Annotated in this window: 12 protein-coding genes and 1 pseudogene; 6 read left to right on the forward strand and 7 right to left on the reverse strand. The window is 63.7% G+C overall.

Annotated features, from left to right (window positions below; all coding sequences use genetic code 11):
- Positions 1-48: 48 nt before the first annotated feature.
- Both CEG14_RS22195 and CEG14_RS22200 read left to right on the forward strand, forming a co-directional pair.
- The gene (locus CEG14_RS22195) at positions 49-414 is read left to right on the forward strand and encodes a hypothetical protein (protein ID WP_256985918.1); all 366 of its coding nucleotides are present in this window, start codon (positions 49-51) and stop codon (positions 412-414) included.
- Between the two features lie 158 nt (positions 415-572).
- Positions 573-968: a hypothetical protein gene (locus CEG14_RS22200; RefSeq protein WP_094828594.1), complete on the forward strand. Its 396-nt coding sequence runs from the start codon at positions 573-575 to the stop codon at positions 966-968.
- A 57-nt stretch (positions 969-1025) separates the two neighbouring features.
- Here the strand turns inward: CEG14_RS22200 and CEG14_RS22205 are convergent, their stop codons facing one another.
- On the reverse strand, positions 1026-1355 hold the full coding sequence (locus CEG14_RS22205; protein WP_143277265.1) for a hypothetical protein: 330 nt from the start codon (positions 1353-1355) through the stop codon (positions 1026-1028).
- A gap of 472 nt (positions 1356-1827) precedes the next feature.
- Here CEG14_RS22205 and CEG14_RS22210 point away from each other — a divergent pair, with 472 nt between their 5' ends.
- A complete protein-coding gene (locus tag CEG14_RS22210) occupies positions 1828-2400 on the forward strand; it encodes a helix-turn-helix domain-containing protein (protein WP_094828595.1) in 573 nt (190 codons plus the stop codon).
- Between the two features lie 312 nt (positions 2401-2712).
- On the opposite strand, the gene CEG14_RS26455 is transcribed toward CEG14_RS22210, so the two are convergent.
- Positions 2713-3129, reverse strand: coding sequence for a hypothetical protein (locus CEG14_RS26455; RefSeq protein ID WP_094828596.1), 417 nt, complete (start codon positions 3127-3129; stop codon positions 2713-2715).
- 432 nt (positions 3130-3561) lie between these two features.
- Entirely contained in the window at positions 3562-8865 is a 5304-nt protein-coding gene (locus tag CEG14_RS22220) for a sacsin N-terminal ATP-binding-like domain-containing protein (protein ID WP_094828597.1), read from the reverse strand.
- A gap of 276 nt (positions 8866-9141) precedes the next feature.
- Here CEG14_RS22220 and CEG14_RS26825 point away from each other — a divergent pair, with 276 nt between their 5' ends.
- Entirely contained in the window at positions 9142-9330 is a 189-nt protein-coding gene (locus CEG14_RS26825) for a hypothetical protein (RefSeq protein ID WP_143277266.1), read from the forward strand.
- Between the two features lie 540 nt (positions 9331-9870).
- Here the strand turns inward: CEG14_RS26825 and CEG14_RS26830 are convergent.
- The 4 genes and pseudogenes from CEG14_RS26830 to CEG14_RS22240 all read right to left on the reverse strand — a co-directional run.
- Positions 9871-10164, reverse strand: a pseudogene (locus tag CEG14_RS26830) (acyltransferase family protein); the annotation flags it as partial.
- A 13-nt stretch (positions 10165-10177) separates the two neighbouring features.
- Positions 10178-10951 carry a class D beta-lactamase gene (gene blaOXA, locus CEG14_RS22230; protein ID WP_094828598.1) on the reverse strand — a complete coding sequence of 258 codons (774 nt, stop codon included), beginning with the start codon at positions 10949-10951 and terminating at the stop codon, positions 10178-10180.
- A gap of 50 nt (positions 10952-11001) precedes the next feature.
- Positions 11002-12744, reverse strand: a complete 1743-nt coding sequence (locus tag CEG14_RS22235; protein WP_094828599.1) for a M56 family metallopeptidase — start codon at positions 12742-12744, stop codon at positions 11002-11004.
- A complete protein-coding gene (locus CEG14_RS22240; protein WP_094828600.1) occupies positions 12741-13130 on the reverse strand; it encodes a BlaI/MecI/CopY family transcriptional regulator in 390 nt (129 codons plus the stop codon). The genes CEG14_RS22235 and CEG14_RS22240 overlap by 4 nt, the downstream gene beginning before the upstream one ends.
- 244 nt (positions 13131-13374) lie before the next feature.
- Between CEG14_RS22240 and groES the strand changes: the two genes are divergently transcribed.
- On the forward strand, positions 13375-13662 hold the full coding sequence (groES, locus tag CEG14_RS22245) for a co-chaperone GroES (protein ID WP_094801319.1): 288 nt from the start codon (positions 13375-13377) through the stop codon (positions 13660-13662).
- A gap of 30 nt (positions 13663-13692) precedes the next feature.
- Entirely contained in the window at positions 13693-15342 is a 1650-nt protein-coding gene (gene groL / locus CEG14_RS22250) for a chaperonin GroEL (protein ID WP_094828601.1), read from the forward strand.
- Positions 15343-15445 lie beyond the last annotated feature (103 nt).

Here is a 15445-nt window from a genome sequence, read left to right on the forward strand (position 1 = left end):
GACGTTGAAGCAATCCCTTTCACTGACTCAACCTGGACCCACGAAAAAATGAAAAAAATCGCACTGTTTGTCGTCCTGCCGGCGTTGCTCGCGGGTTGTACGTCCGCGCAGATGAGCATGCTGACGGGCAAGCGGAACAAAACCTACAACGACGTCAATGCGGTGTGGGTCGGCAGCTCCGAAGAACAGCTGATTTCCAAGTGGGGCCCGCCCAAGAAGAGCTACACGCTGCAGAACGGCGCCAAAATCGTTTCGTACGAAGACATCTGGGGCCCGATGTCGGCGTATCACGTGTGCGTCGAAAAATTCATGATCGAGAACGGCATGGTGACCAAGTGGGGCATCTCGGATTGCCCGGCGCGCATCTCCGGCTCGGTCCCGGCCGACACGCCGATTCCCGAGCCGACGCTGTAACGCGAAAGCGCGAAAGCGCGTTGACATCGCCTCGGACGCGCTGATCCGACTGGCGCGCCGACCTGGCGCACCGTGGGGGCATTGCCGATACCCGTATCGGCAATGGTCTTGTTGCGCCGCGCAGCCAATAGAACAATCCGCGTCCACAAGGAGAAAGCATGGAAGTCACGTTGCACGGCGTCATGGGCGGCCCGGAAACCGGCGTGCGCTACCTCGCCGCCATCGTGCAATGCCGGTCGCGGCTCAAGGCCGCGCTCGCGCCGCTCGCGGTGCCCGGCCTCGCCACGCTCGATCTCTCGCTGTGGATCGGCGGCAGCGTGACCGAGCACGGCGCCAACGGCTTCGATGCCAAGGGCCGCTACCAGGCCGCGCGCGAACAGCTCGGCCTGGTCATCGCGGTACCCCGCCCGGAGGCCGAGGCGGTAGCGGAAGGCGCCGAACCCGACACCCTACTCGACTGGATCGGCCGCGGCCTGGCGGCACCGACGCTCTCGGCCGCGGCGCGCAAGCTGGACCTCGAAACCGTGCGCGGCGCGCTGGGCTCGCGGCCCTGATGACCGCCGACACGATGCTGTAACGCCATGACTGGGGAACACGGAACGGCAGACCGCTCAGGGCCTGCCGTTCGCTTCACGGCCGGCCGGCGCCAGGCGCAGCCATCGCCGTAGACCCTGGTTCAGCGGCGTGGAATATCCGCGCGACACCAGCACGCCCAGAAGAGACGAGCCCACGATGAACACGCATAGCAAGCCGACCCGGCCAACACCCTGGCATTGGGCCGGCGGCAACCATGTTCGCAACAGGCCCAGCACGAGCAAGTGCAGCAGGTAGATCTCATAGCAGTCGCGGCCGCAGCGGCCGAGCAGGCGCCGGACCAGACTGGTCGACGAGGGGGAGACCGTGGTTGCGCCAAGCAGCAGCAGCGCCGCGCCCAGCGCCATCGCGCTGGCGCCGAGGACGTTGCTCTGGCTGATCGGCCTCTGGCCTGCGCTGCTGGTCTATGTGAAGCGAGTAGGGGCGCGGCCCGCCGTGCAGGCTGCCCTGCGCGCCGAAACCGTGCAATAACCTGCGCGCAACCAAGAGACATCCTGTGTGTCAACTTAGACGAATTCTTCGTCATCTAATTCAATCTAGATGGTCCCATTTCAGGGGTTTTCACGGTTAGCGATTTCCAGCAGCCTACGGATAACCCCTTAACAGCCTAGATTTCATTGCTTGCGAGCCCCTTAACGAACCTGAAACGTAACTATTGACCAAATTTGCATCTTCAATGAGCTTCTACATTTGGAGGCTCCGGCCCAGTTTTGTTGCGAGAGGTTCGAATCGCCTATCCCGCAGATTCGTCCTTCTTGACGACATTTTGTCGTGCTAACCTTTGCACGACAAAATGTCGTATCGCAAAGGAGCAACTCCATGAGCCACCACTCCGAGTGCCCGACAGGGCAAATTGACCAGGGCGCTGCTGATCCGCTCTGGCGCTCCCCGGCCGGCGGGGAGATCCGCGACGCACGCCTGAAGTCCGGGCGAACCCAAAGTCAGGTCGCGCAGATCCTGCGTGTGAGCGAACGCCAGCTGCAGCGCTGGGAGGCTGGCGAGCAGGACATGCCCCCTGGCGTCTGGCGTACCTTTACCATGAGCTGCGGGCAGCACTTCCCAGCCGATTTCGAGCTGGCCATATATAGCCCCTCTCGCGGCTGGGACCTCGAGCGTGACAAGCGGCGCGATACCATCCTCAAGGGTGATCGGGTCCACCTGAAAGCGATCCAGGACGGCACTCTGATCCAGGTCATGATCTGGCTGGATAGGACCGATGGCCTCATCGACGACAACTCCTACGGCGGGACGGTCGTCGATTTTCCCGGAGAGCCGGAGGCTGGCCAGGAATTCGGTGGCTTTTATCTGGGCGAAAAGGTGACCTTCTCGTTGCGGAATGTCCTGCATGTGGAGCAGCGCCTGCCGGCGCACCTGTTCAGCGACCAGGCGTAGCAGGGGAATTCGCCATGGACTACGAGATCGCGCCTGAAAATCGTCGCCCCAAGACGCAGCGCCGCGGCCGCCTGCGCGCAAAGACCTGGCGGCGGTATTGCGAGGCAATGGCCACCTGGCACACCCGAGCAGACGCGGGATGGCTTGCCGCTGAGGCACGCGAAATCGCGGACGGTACCCATCCGAGTACCTTTTCGGGAGACTGGTCATCGGCGCAGGCCGCCATCAACCACACTCTTGCAGCGCGAGCCGCAGATCTACCGCGCACGTGCTCATCTACATGCTGGGAGCGGCGCCAGCGTGGGGCGTCCGTCAAAACGGCGAATCAAAATCGACGCTTGGCGTCCGCGCCGGTCCCGCGTGGGGCTGGGCCATCACCTGCAGGCCGGCCAAGGCGCGCTGCTTCATCTCGGCCACTGTAGGTGCGAGGGCGTACAGGGAAACGCCGAGGCTCGTGGCATTGAGCCGCACTAGTGTGGCCAAGTCGTCCTCGGTCATCGTTCGCATGGTGACTAGCAAATGCGCGCACGCCAAGGCGAGCGCCTGTCGATCCGGTAGGTTGGTCGATTGCGCCGCGACCGCTTCTAGGTAGGTGTCGATCAGGCCTTCTGCTTCCATAAAGCTGTCGGCGGCCGCTTCGCCGTCGTAGTGGGACAGCGAGTCAGTCAGCCGGGCCCACAAGTCGGCGTTAGAGGCATTGAGCTGGGCTTGGTCGGCAGGTTTGGGCATCGGCGATCCTCAGTCGGTGTCAGGTTCAGATTTTGCCGTCACGACCAGTCAGCGACAACGCAACCAGTACAGGCATTGGCCGAGCAAGCGCGACTGATCCTGTGTCTCCGCTACTGTCGTTGATGCAGAATTCCAAATTAAGCGACGTTATCCTCGCAAAATCACCATCTTAGGTGAACGTCCGATCCAAAACTGAATGGCGCGCCCATGCATAGGTCGTTGATTTGCAGACGCAGTAGAGATCGGTGCCGGTGATGTTCGACATGGCCGGCCGGCTCGAGCCAATTTCCTCCTAGGATACGGCCAACTTCAGTGGACCACATCTCGAGTTGAATAGAATTCGACACGGGGACTGCTCCCGCACATACATTAGTTCTCAGTTCAGCACTTGCTGAAGTCCTACGCCGTGAAGCGTCGACGGCAGCGACTGATCTAGCGCTGCTCAAAGCGGTACCGAACGGAGCCACTTCGCACGACTCGAAATTGATCGCGCGTTCTTGTGCCAACCGGGTTTGGCAGGGTCATCACCATCCAGCGGGTCGGATCAAACACGAACGGCACGTACAGGATGCGGTATCTGCGCTTGTTATCCTCTCTTGCACTCCCGGCGACTTCGAGCTCTCGTGCCGTCAGCTCGAACTCGCCGCCGACGTCGAGCGCCGACTTGACCTCGTAGAGATATTCGTGCCGCGCAGTCACTACCCGAAAGTCGTAGCCCAAGGAGTCGTCGCCCTCCGGGCCGGTGCAGAATTTTTCGCGGTTTGACGAAACCCAGCACTCGTCGGACATCTCCTTCGGGTGGCGCCGGAAGAGCAGCTTCCAAACTAGCCACTCGCTCACCATGCCCATGGTCGTGCGCGTTGCGTCGGACGGCTGGTTGCGCCAGGTTCTGCCGCCGCCGCCTCCGCCCGCCCCCTTCCACGATTTGCCTGCTTCCTCTTGCTGAAGCAGGCGAGCGACGCGACTGCGAGTGAACCACTCGTCGCTTTGAGCGATCGCCGTGTCAGCAATGCTCTCGAACTCCTGGATGAATCCAGGGCTTCCCGTGTCCAGCGAGCGTCCGGCGAAGGAGACGCTGCGGCGAGCAACCTCGGACTTCAGACGGAGTTCCAACACCTCTTTTTCCTCGTGCTTCAAGTCTTCCCCGGTCAGGCCTAGATCACTCAGGGACTCGGTGGTCGGCATACTCGTCGGCCACCAGCCTTGCCGGAGCAACAACGTCGGCAACGCGCCAGGTGCGATCACCTCGAAGTCCAGCAGGCCCGCCCGGTCCAGTTCGCGCACCAGTTGCTGGGCATCGGCCGAGCCCACGCCTGTCGGTTGTTGAATGCAATTCTTCCTGCACCAGGCGCGCACCAGGTTCGTCAGGTCCGCATGACGCGCCGTGACCAGCCTTCGGTTGGCCGCCGCAACAACCTCCAGGGCCTCAAGCTCAACGGAGGGGTCGTCGGCCCCAAGCCTTGCCTCGACCACCTGTTCCACGTGGGAAACGACGTGGGCTCGATCAAGCTCCTCAAACTGTCGCGGCCACTGCGAGTCGAACTGGACGAATTCGAGCGTTCGCAGGGTCACGTACTCGTCAAGTGGTGCAGCGCCACGCCAGGCGGGCAGAAAGGCCCGCCTCAGCCGAGCGCGTATCGAGGAGGCCATCTCGGCGAGGTATGCGCTGAACAGGCGGCGGAAGTCCGCCTCATCGTTCATCGGCGGATAGCCGAGCTCGGCGAGAGTGCAGCCGAAGGCCGCGAAGTCCAGGTTGAGCCGCGCGCAGATTGCTTTCTGATCGTCTGTCTCGGCGACAACCTCGAGCAGTTGGTTGACCACCCTCTCGGGCAGCTCGCCCGCGAGCCAGGACCGAAGCTGCAGAGCGGGGCCGAGCTGTGCGTGCCTGTCCCGAAGCCGCTCAGCGGCATCTAGGCCCTTGAGGAACGCCAAAGCAGGTAGCACCCCCTCGACGCGGCGCTGCACGCCACCTTTGGTCGCGGCGAAGTACTCGTGCACAACGCTGACGTCTCTGCCAATAGCCCTGGCCAGCATTTCCTCGGACGGCCCTACCGCTCCGCCGTCGTAGCCGTCTCGCTGCAACCTTCCCAGCATAAGCTCGAGTGTGTTGCGCCGCGACCCGAGCATCTTGGTGAGAGCCTGCGACGCCTCGAGCAGTAGGGAGAGGTCGATGGAGTCGACCGTCTTCACGAGCAGCGTCGGGGCACGTGCGTCCTGCACGGCGTGGACACGCTCCCTTCCGCGCACCGGTATATTGAGCCCCGAGATGGTAAGGGCAAATCCACCGCAGCGCCTGACGCGTATCGCGCGAAGCCGACGGTCGAGTTCGTCCGGGGGCAAAGTCCGCGTCTCCAGCGGGTCCCCGAGGTGCTCGTGCGCAAGAATGGCAAGGTCGCACAGCCACGACAGCTCTCCGGCCACCAACGGCGGGTCGTCGGGCGAGGCCTCGAAAAGAACGCCATCGACCACCAGTTGCACCTCGCCGGAGTTCGTCAGTCGAGGAGAATAGCGGCCAGTCTCCTTGAGCAGATCGCAAATCAGAGTGGCATCCGTCTCCCCCACGTCGAGCACCGCCTCGCCTGCGTCGCTGAGCGAGCGTGCGGCGAAGCCCTGAGGCTCGCTCGTCACATAGACTATCGGTGGACCCTGCTCGCGACCCTGCAGAATTTCGAGGCTTCCCGAGCGCTCAACGATCAATTGAAGCGAGGAGGGCAGCACGCTGCGCCGCTCTGCGACGTCATCCCACGCGCGGCGGACTTGGTCGCGCAAGTCGCGTCTTTCGGCCGCCGACAGCTCCGGGAGCGCCGCAGCGAGCGACGCCAGCCGGCCGGGCGCGCTAGACGGGTCTGACCAGTCGCGAAGGCCAATTTTGACGTCGAAGAGAATTGAAGGGAGTTCTTCGCGGATGCCGGGCGAGGACTTGAACCGCGCCACGAAGCGGGGGGGATGCAGACGGGGCGCGGTCGTAGACCAGCTGTCGCAAGGTCGTGCGAAGACGACCTGGTCCAAGCGAGTGCTCGCAGGCCATCGACCATGTTGCAGGAAAACGTAAAGGGGGGTCGGAAGGGTGACGGATTGCTGTTCGCGCTTGTGGTGAACGCTGAACTGGAAGTGCGCGTCGCCGTGGGCCTTCAGGTAGGTAACCAAAAGATTTGAAAGAAGCTCCTTCGCCGACTCCGGAAGATGCTCGTGCTCGAGCTGCCCCGGTATCCTCCAAGCCTCCCCGCGCATGTTGTAATCGGTCTGCGGGTAGAGCAAATCTCTGTGGGAGATGATCTCGGTCCAGTTCGCGTCGAACCCTTGGTCGGCTTTTCCGTACCGGAGAAGCTGGTTCCAGTATCCGTTTGGGGTGCCAATGCGCCGCATCGTCGCGGGCATGGGTTCAAGTCCGTCTCTTACTCCTAGTATCGTCAGAAACTCCGCCCAGTCTTCGCGGCGGTGGTTGCCGCCCACCTTGGGCCAACTGGAGAAGGCGACGAGGAGGCGCTTGCGCTGGTCCCTGCAGTCCTTGGACGTAGCTGCCGCCTCATCGAAGTACTGCTCAAGCGTGCCACCGAGAGCGCTCCAAGACGCGGACATAAGTGCCTCTCTGGCGCGCATCCAACCGCCCGAGCACGGCACCATCAGGTCGGCTTCGTTCAACACGGCTTCGACAGTCTTGTCCCTGTCGGTAAGCCACACGCGGAAGGCCCACGTCAAGGCCTCGTGCCGCTGATTCTCTGTCGCGGATCCCAGCGCGCCCTTCAAGGCCTTCAGCGCTTCGACGGGGTCGTAGTGCCGCAAAAGGCCCGCTCTCACGAACTTCTGCACTACATCTTCGGGGATTCCGGCGTTTTGGTTGAGGAAGCGAAACTTGCGAGCGACAGCTGAAGGCGGGTTGGGCGCGCCCTCGCCGCGCCTGCCGCGTGCGCTTGCCCTTCGCGCGAACACCGGAGGGGCGTCTCCCCGCGTATCCGCTGTCGCGACGAGAAGCTTCTTCTCATCGCTGAGAAGCACCTTCCTGCCCACTAACTCCTCCAGGCTGATATTGGAAGCGGCGAACAACGCGAGCGCGTCCGCGTACAAGTCTCGCCATGCGGTCGCGCCAGGCTTGGTCTTCTTTGCGAGGTGTTCGGCCGTCGCCTCGACCCATCGGGCCAGGTGCGTCCCATTCATGTCGAGCGGATGCCCGACGGCGGCAGCGAGTGCCCTGACCCGCGCGAGCTGCCCCTCAGAGACGCCGAACAGGATGTCAGCCTCAGCGAGTGACCGAAGACGCGCCGGCAAGATCTGCTTGGTCCGGATGTCCGGCCATGCGTAGAGGGTCTGGAACGAAGCCCAGTGGACGCCAATGTTGGACGCGGCGGGCCAAACGGCAGCTCTGTAGAGCGGTCGCCCGTTTTTCTGAAACGCGGCGACGATCTTGGAAATGAGCGGCCCCGACCAGGCGGCCATGTCGACGACGGCGCTCGGCGGTAATGCCAAGCCCTCATCAACGATCGCCAAGCAAGCCTTCGCCGCGGTGTCGGCTGCGGCCTCGATTAGGAGTTGATTCAACGGCAAGTCGCCCTTGATGGTGCGCCGATCAATATCCGCGAAGAACGGCGCATCAATGTTGCCAGCCATAGGCGAGACCGCGTGATCGTCCATCGGAAGAAAGTTGTACAAGCGCGGTGCTATTGCCTTGTCCAGGCAAACGGCTATCGAAACGACCGCATCACCCTTCCAGGCGAGCCAACGCTTAAGCGGCGGTGCCGCCGGTATGCTCCTTTCTACCGCCGCTAACACAGCGCCCTTCTCCAGCGTCTGGCTGGCAATGAGGAACGTGCTTCCGTCGCCTAGCTTCACGCGTTGCATTCGAATGCTCGAAGACGGATCCCCTAAGAGTGATTCCACCCTGCGGGATAGCGAAGCCCTTTTTACCTCGGAGCCCGACTGAACGATCGAGATCTCCAGTGACGCAAGGCGATCGAGAAAGAGCTGGACTGGCACTTCTGCGTCGGCCAGCGCGGCCACCTGCCTCTCAGCCAGATCAACCTCCCGCGGGGAAGCCAGTGGCAGGCAAACGACCGTCGCATACCCCCGCTCGGCAAGGCGGCGCACCTCCTCCGTCTGTTCGCTGACGGGGACGTGGACGGGGACAAGGTAGCGCGGGATGTTGTCGGCCACCTGAGCGGCCACCTCCGGAGAAGCCCCAATCTCCTCCAAGAGTGCTGCGATCTCTTCAGTGGACGCAAATCGGAAGCAGTAGCCGTCGAACGTGGGCGCCGGCATCTGAGCGCCAGCGGAAAAGATGTGGACATCGTTGGTAAGCGCCTCGACGCTTCTGAAGCCGAGACCTTTGTTTCCGATTCCTTCGCCGATTTCCTTATCGCTTGTTCCGATGTTGCGGATCGCCTCGAAGTTCGAGCCGGAGAAGGGACGCCCCTTGTTGGCGACGAGTAGTACGCCCGTACGGTCGTTGGAGACCACGAGGTCGATGGCGACCTCGCCCTCCTCGCCTTCGGCGTGCGCATCGTGGGCGTTCTGAAGCAACTCGAAGAGAACTCGGTCGCCATACTGCGTACCGATGACCTCATTCAGGCTCCTTAGACTTTCGTACACCCTCAGGCCGCGCCGCTGTGCGTCCAACGCGTGTTCAAGCTGCGAGCGAGTGATACCACCGATAAGCTCCGCGGCAGACGCGAGCTGCGTTGCAGCCGCATCCATCAACTCCTCGGTGCAGCCGTCTTCCATTTGCGTCACCACTTCATCCATGCTCGCCCCTTTTTGGTTTGACCCGATTAGACAACACTCCGCGAGACGGAAGCGAAATTCCGATGTTGCCTACGGGACTCGTAGCGCGATGAGAGCACGCCGATCATTCGCGCCTCAGGCTTGCAGTGCGAAACGCGTGATGTGCGGTTGGTGAAGGCGACAGAGGGCCCAGGAATTGGCAAGCCATGCCTGACGCTTGAAGCCTGGGACGGGATTTAACCGTAGGAAGCTACATCCAGGCAGCACTCTCATCCTGGTCAGGGAATCGACGTACTCATGGAATTTGGTTCAGGCGGCAAGCCTGTGCTCATAGTACGCGCGCGGCCGATCATCGAGAATCGCGTAACAGGCAGCAAGATCGCGGTGGTCTGGGTTCAACCAGGCGTGAACATTCTCGGGTTTGATCTGCACGATGCAGCGATCGTGGCCAGCCGCGGCCACCTCCGGGGGGCGGCTCGTCCGTGATCGCAGCAAATGAAAGAAGCCGTCCTTCCGGCCCCTTCCACTCAGCCCATAGGCAAGCAATCAGCATCTCCTGGGCGGGCTCGGGCGAGAACTCAAGAATGACGTTCTCCTGCTTTTCACCGGGCGCGAGCTCCCGTCCCTCGAGCGCGTGCTTGGCGACGTGCTCGTAGAACTTGCTGACAACAATGATGCCGTGCTTGAAGCCGAACATCCTTCCCCAGAACCCTTCCAGTTGTTTCGGCGAGCGTTGTAGGTTCCGGGGTACTGAATGTCAAACTTTGCTGGCCCCCCCTCGGGACGGCATTGATAGCGCATCGGCCGAATGAGCCGCTCGCCGGATTTTTCCACAATGACGGGCGCATAGGTTCCCGGAAAGATGCGGCTGTCTGCCAGCTGCTGCCCCACGCTCTTCAAACTTCCCAACTTTTCCAACGCGCGCTTGATCTTCTTCGTGGCAATGCGTAGGTCATTCTCTGCTTTCTTAGTCACCTTCTTCTGCAGCGCTTGCTCAGCGGAAACGAGGCGCGCGCGCTGCGCGAACACGAGCACCAGTGTCAGCACCAGCGTGGGCACGATCCGCGCCAGACGCAGCAGCCAGAACGAGGCCGGTGCGATGGCGCGCAGGCCGCCCCAGCGCTCGAGCGCGTTGCGGGTGACCAGAAAACCCGAGATGACGAAGAAGATCGTCACGCCGTAATTGCCATTGCGCGCCACGGCATGCACCAGCGGCATATCGCGCAGCGGATACGCGATATTGAAGTGATGCAGCAGCACCAGCAGGATCGACAGCCCGCGCATGATGTCGATGCGGTCATCGCGCGTCGCCACGTTCATGGTCCGCGCCGGCTTACTTGCGCAGCGCATCGACCATGGCGGGCCAGTCGCGCATCAGTTCGTCGCGAGCGCGCAGGCCGGCATTGGGCTTGGTGGTCCGTTCGTCCTGCACCAAGCGCGCGAACACCAGCCGCCGGCCGTCCTTTCGGGCCCAGCCCACGAACCAGCCGTAGGCGTTGGCAGACGTGTAGACGCCGTTGCTGCCGGGCGAGCCGGTGCCGGTCTTGCCATACAGGCGCCAGCCTCCGACCTCGCCGACCTCGAACAGGTTTTCGGCCAGCTCGTAAGCCGCCGTCTTGACCGGCAATTGCCGGTTGACCACCTTGCGCAGAAACGCCAGCTGCTCCAGCGGCGAAATGCGCAGCGACGAGATGATCCACGCGCCGTCCGTGCCGTTGTGCTTGCCGGGCTCGCCCGAGACATCCTCGTTGCCGTAGCGGAACGCGGACGTATAGCGCTGGAACCTTTCCTGCCCCAGCGCCCGCGCGATCAGCTGCGAGTACCAGACGACCGAATACTTGATCCAGCGCACCGGATCCGTGGGCTCGCGCCAGGCATCGCCGCCCCAATCGGGATAATCGGCCCGGTAGTTCCAGACCGGCTCGTGCGGTCCTTTCAGGACGCCGGCGTCCGCGCCCATCAGGGCGATGGCCAGCTTGAAGGTCGAGGCCGGCGTATAGCGCGCGGCGCAGGCCTGTTGCGTGCCCTGCTGGAACACGATGCGGCCGTCGGTGGCATCGGCCACCACGGAGCAGAGGACGGCAGCCTGCGCAGCGGGGCCGGCCATCGCGGACAGGGAAAGGGCTGCGCCGAGGGCCCGCAAAGAGAGTCGGAAGGTCAAGATAGATGAAGCGTAGTGGAGGAAATCAGAGAAGAACGCTCGGGCGCGCTCGGGTGGCCGTTGAGCAGGACCAGCGTCAGATCGCGGTCGTCCATACGGACGCGCATGGCCAGGCAGCGCCCGGCTTCGGTCGAGGTGCCGGTCTTGGATAGAAGGATGTCCCAGCCCTGCGCGCCGACCAGCGGATTGGTGTTGTGATACCGGATCCGGTTGCCGGCCGTATCGACCGTTTCCACGACCGAGGTGGTGTCGCGGGCGATCTGGGGGTAGCCCGCGGCCGCGCTGACGATCCGCCCGATGTCGGCTGCGCTGGCGCGGTTGGCGGGTGACAGCCCGGTGGGCTCTTCCAGTGTGGTGTGTGTGAGGCGCAACGCGGCGGTCTTCTGGTGCAAGGCCAGGGTGAAGGCCGCCTCGCCGCCGGGATAAGTGCGCGCCAGGGCGTGGGCGGCGCGGTTGTCAGACGCCATCAGCGCCAGCTTGAGCAAGGTGTCCAGCGTCACGCGGGCGCCCACCGGCAGCGACGACGGGGCGCCGGAGGACGTTGCGCGCGCGTCGCGCTCGTCGATGCGCACGAGGCGCGACAGGTCCGGCGCGGTGTCCAGCACCACCATGGCGGTCATCAGCTTGGTCAACGAAGCGATCGGCACGACGTCGTTCTCGGCACGGCCGAGCAGCGTGACGCCCGAGCGCGTGTCCAGCACCAATACATGGGCTGCGCCACTGGACTCGATCAGGCGCTGGACCGCCGGCAACCGCGCCATCAGACGTTGCGCTTCCTGCGCCGACAGCGGCGGCATCGGTTGGGCCGTGAGCGCAGCCCAGGCGCCGAAGCCGGCCAACGCCCAGGCCATCGCCAGCACGGGCAGCGCCACCACGCGGCGACCGGCGAGCGTGTCGGGACGCACCAGGCGGCGGATCCGGTCGAGCAGGTCGCCGTCTCGCGCAGCGGGCGCCACCGGCGCTGGCGCATCGGCGGCGCCTCGCTCCAGGGCGTGCAGGGCGCGTGCCAGCGGCATGGGGCTGCCGATCAGGGCGGCGGCCATCTGGTCGGCGATGCGTTCGCGCTCGATCCGCAAGCGGCGCGAGAACCACCAGATCGATGGGTGGAAAAACAGCAGCACCTCGGCGGCGTGCTGCAGGAGGTTGACGAGGTAATCGTGCCGCCGCACATGCGCCAGTTCATGCGCCAGCAGCGCTGCCAGCAGATCCGCCGGCATGCCGGTGACGAGCGAAGCCGGCACCAGGATCACCGGCTTGAGCCAACCCGCCGTGACCGGCGACGACAGGTTGCGCACCACGCGCAGGCCGACCGCGCGCGACAGCCGCAGGCGGCGAGCCATGTCCGCCACGCGCGCTTGCCAGGCGGGATCGTTCCAGGGCTGGCTGGCGCGCAGCACGCCTCGCAGCCAGCCCAGTCCCATCAGCAGCCTGGCCGCCGCGAGCACGCTGCCCACCGCCCAAGCCAGCGCCAGCCACAGCGGCCAGCTCCTGACGGCCGGTCCCGGCGGCGACGCGCCCGCGGCGGGCAAGCCGTGCCAGGCGAGCGCCACATCCGTCGCACCGATGGCCACGCTGCCGAGCAAGGCCGCACCCAGCAGCGTGTAGCGCAGCCGGGCATTGCCGGGACGCGCCAGCGACAGCAGCGCCAGCGTGGCCGCGTGCAGGCACAGGATTTTCCAGGCAGCCGCCGGCAGGCTGGCGCCGAGGGTCCAGGCCGCAGAGAGCAGGAAGTCGGTCACAGCTTGTCGTCGCGCAACAGCGCTTCGATTTCAGCGCGGTCCTTCTTGCTCACATGGCCTTCGCGCAGCGCCGCCAGCACCAGCGCCTTGCCCGAACCGGCGAAGGCCTTGCCAATCAGATCCCTGACCAGGCTGCCCTGCGTCGCCTTCTGGCTCTGGGCGGCGGCATAGACATGCGAGCGCTGGCTTTCATCGCGCGTCAACTGGCCTTTGCCGTGCATGATCTGCATCAGCCGCAACACATTGGCGTAGGTCAGGCCGTCGCGCCCGGCCGCCATCGCGGCGTGGACCTGCTTGACCGTGGCAGGACCGGTCTCCCAGAGCGCCTGCAACACGGCCAGTTCGGCGCTGGTCGGCTTGGCGCGGACAGGGTGATTGCTCATCATGAAGAAAGGACGTCGACAAAGGATCGATCTAGAATAAATGTTCTAGAATAAACTGTCTACTTCACCGCCTCCCGCCTTAATGCGGCCCCAATATCCCACGCATCGAATATGTAACAGCGCCGGCCCCTCCCCTTGAACCGTCAGAACTCATCCCTATAATTAGCACTCGTCGCCGGTGAGTGCTAACAACGCTCCCGCGCCAACTACCGATCATTTCTCTCTTCTTTAGAAACAGGAGTTCCTCATGGCCCTGCGTCCCCTGCACGATCGCGTGATCGTCAAACGCCTGGACAACGAGCGCAAAACCGCCTCGGGCATCGTCATTCCGGACAGCGCCGCTGAAAAGCCTGATCAGGGCGAAGTCGTGGCCGTCGGCCCCGGCAAGAAGACTGAAGACGGCAAGGTCCTGCCGGTCGACCTGAAGGTCGGCGACAAGGTCCTGTTCGGCAAGTATGCCGGCCAAAGCGTGAAGGTTGATGGCGAAGAGCTGCTCGTCATCCGCGAGGAAGAAATCCTCGCCGTGATCCAGTAACTGCGAAACCGATTCAAGAAAGGAAGCTAAATGGCTGCCAAACAAGTTCTGTTTGCCGATGACGCCCGTGTGCGCATCGTGCGTGGCGTGAATGTCCTCGCCAACGCTGTCAAGACCACCCTGGGCCCCAAGGGTCGCAACGTCGTGCTGGAGCGCTCGTTCGGCGCCCCGACCGTGACCAAGGACGGCGTCTCCGTCGCCAAGGAAATCGAACTGAAGGACAAGTTCGAAAACATCGGCGCCCAGCTCGTCAAGGACGTGGCCTCGAAGACCTCGGACAACGCCGGTGACGGCACCACCACCGCCACCGTGCTGGCTCAGGCCATCGTTCAGGAAGGCCTGAAGTACGTTGCCGCCGGTTTCAACCCGATCGACCTGAAGCGCGGTATCGACAAGGCCGTGGCTGCCGCTGTCGCCGAGCTGCAAAAGATCTCCAAGCCGGTCACCACCAGCAAGGAAATCGCGCAAGTTGGCTCGATCTCGGCCAACAGCGACACCTCGATCGGCCAGATCATCGCTGACGCGATGGACAAGGTCGGCAAGGAAGGCGTCATCACCGTCGAAGACGGCAAGTCGCTGGAAAACGAGCTGGACGTCGTCGAAGGCATGCAATTCGACCGCGGCTACCTGTCGCCCTATTTCATCAACTCGCCCGAAAAGCAAGTTGCCGCCCTGGACGATCCGTTCGTCCTGATCTACGACAAGAAGATCAGCAACATCCGTGACCTGCTGCCCGTGCTGGAGCAAGTCGCCAAGTCGAGCCGTCCGCTGCTGATCATCGCCGAAGACGTCGAGGGCGAAGCCCTGGCGACCCTGGTGGTCAACAACATCCGTGGCATCCTGAAGACCACCGCCGTCAAGGCGCCTGGCTTCGGCGACCGCCGCAAGGCCATGCTCGAAGACATCGCCATCCTGACGGGCGGCACCGTGATCTCCGAAGAAACCGGCATGTCGCTGGAAAAGGCCACCCTGCAAGAACTGGGTCAAGCCAAGCGCATCGAAGTGGCCAAGGAAAACACCACGATCATCGACGGCGCCGGCGACGGCCGCTCGATCGAAGCGCGCGTCAAGCAGATCCGTGCCCAGATCGAAGAAGCTTCGTCGGACTACGACCGTGAAAAGCTGCAAGAGCGCGTGGCCAAGCTGGCCGGCGGTGTTGCCGTGATCCGCGTCGGTGCTGCCACCGAAGTCGAAATGAAGGAAAAGAAGGCTCGCGTCGAAGACGCCCTGCACGCCACCCGCGCTGCAGTGGAAGAAGGCGTTGTGGCTGGCGGCGGCGTTGCGCTGCTGCGTGCCAAGCAAGCCATCGCCGGTCTGAAGGGTGACACCCCCGACCAGAACGCGGGTATCAAGCTGATCCTGCGCGCTGTCGAAGAGCCCCTGCGCACCATCGTGTCGAACGCCGGTGAAGAAGCCAGCGTCGTCGTGAACAACGTGCTGAACGGCAAGGGCAACTACGGCTACAACGCCGCCAGCGGCGAGTACGTCGACCTGGTCGAGCAAGGCGTGCTGGATCCCACCAAGGTGACCCGCACCGCCCTGCAGAACGCCGCCTCGGTGGCCAGCCTGCTGCTCACGGCCGAAGCCGCCGTGGTCGAGCTGGTGGAAGACAAGCCCGCTGCCCCGGCCATGCCGGGCGGTATGGGTGGCATGGGTGGCATGGGCGGCATGGACTTCTAAGAAGTCCCGTCCCAGCCGGCGCCCCCGCCTCACCGGGGGCCACCCTGCTAAAAAGCCCCGCAAGGTTCGCCTTGCGGGGTTTTTCTTTTGGGGCGTGACGCGC

The organism is Bordetella genomosp. 1 (genome assembly GCF_002261335.1).
GTDB lineage: Bacteria > Pseudomonadota > Gammaproteobacteria > Burkholderiales > Burkholderiaceae_B > Bordetella.

What these genes read in the sequence shown, in the direction of transcription:
- CEG14_RS26825 (WP_143277266.1), top strand. Translation starts at nt 9,142, where the DNA reads ATGGAATTTGGTTCAGGCGGCAAGCCTGTGCTCATAGTACGCGCGCGG.
- CEG14_RS22240 (WP_094828600.1), bottom strand. Translation starts at nt 13,130, where the DNA reads ATGATGAGCAATCACCCTGTCCGCGCCAAGCCGACCAGCGCCGAACTG.
- groL (WP_094828601.1), top strand. Translation starts at nt 13,693, where the DNA reads ATGGCTGCCAAACAAGTTCTGTTTGCCGATGACGCCCGTGTGCGCATC.
- CEG14_RS22195 (WP_256985918.1), top strand. Translation starts at nt 49, where the DNA reads ATGAAAAAAATCGCACTGTTTGTCGTCCTGCCGGCGTTGCTCGCGGGT.
- CEG14_RS22200 (WP_094828594.1), top strand. Translation starts at nt 573, where the DNA reads ATGGAAGTCACGTTGCACGGCGTCATGGGCGGCCCGGAAACCGGCGTG.
- CEG14_RS26455 (WP_094828596.1), bottom strand. Translation starts at nt 3,129, where the DNA reads ATGCCCAAACCTGCCGACCAAGCCCAGCTCAATGCCTCTAACGCCGAC.
- CEG14_RS22205 (WP_143277265.1), bottom strand. Translation starts at nt 1,355, where the DNA reads ATGGCGCTGGGCGCGGCGCTGCTGCTGCTTGGCGCAACCACGGTCTCC.
- groES (WP_094801319.1), top strand. Translation starts at nt 13,375, where the DNA reads ATGGCCCTGCGTCCCCTGCACGATCGCGTGATCGTCAAACGCCTGGAC.
- CEG14_RS22210 (WP_094828595.1), top strand. Translation starts at nt 1,828, where the DNA reads ATGAGCCACCACTCCGAGTGCCCGACAGGGCAAATTGACCAGGGCGCT.
- CEG14_RS22220 (WP_094828597.1), bottom strand. Translation starts at nt 8,865, where the DNA reads ATGGATGAAGTGGTGACGCAAATGGAAGACGGCTGCACCGAGGAGTTG.
- blaOXA (WP_094828598.1), bottom strand. Translation starts at nt 10,951, where the DNA reads ATGGCCGGCCCCGCTGCGCAGGCTGCCGTCCTCTGCTCCGTGGTGGCC.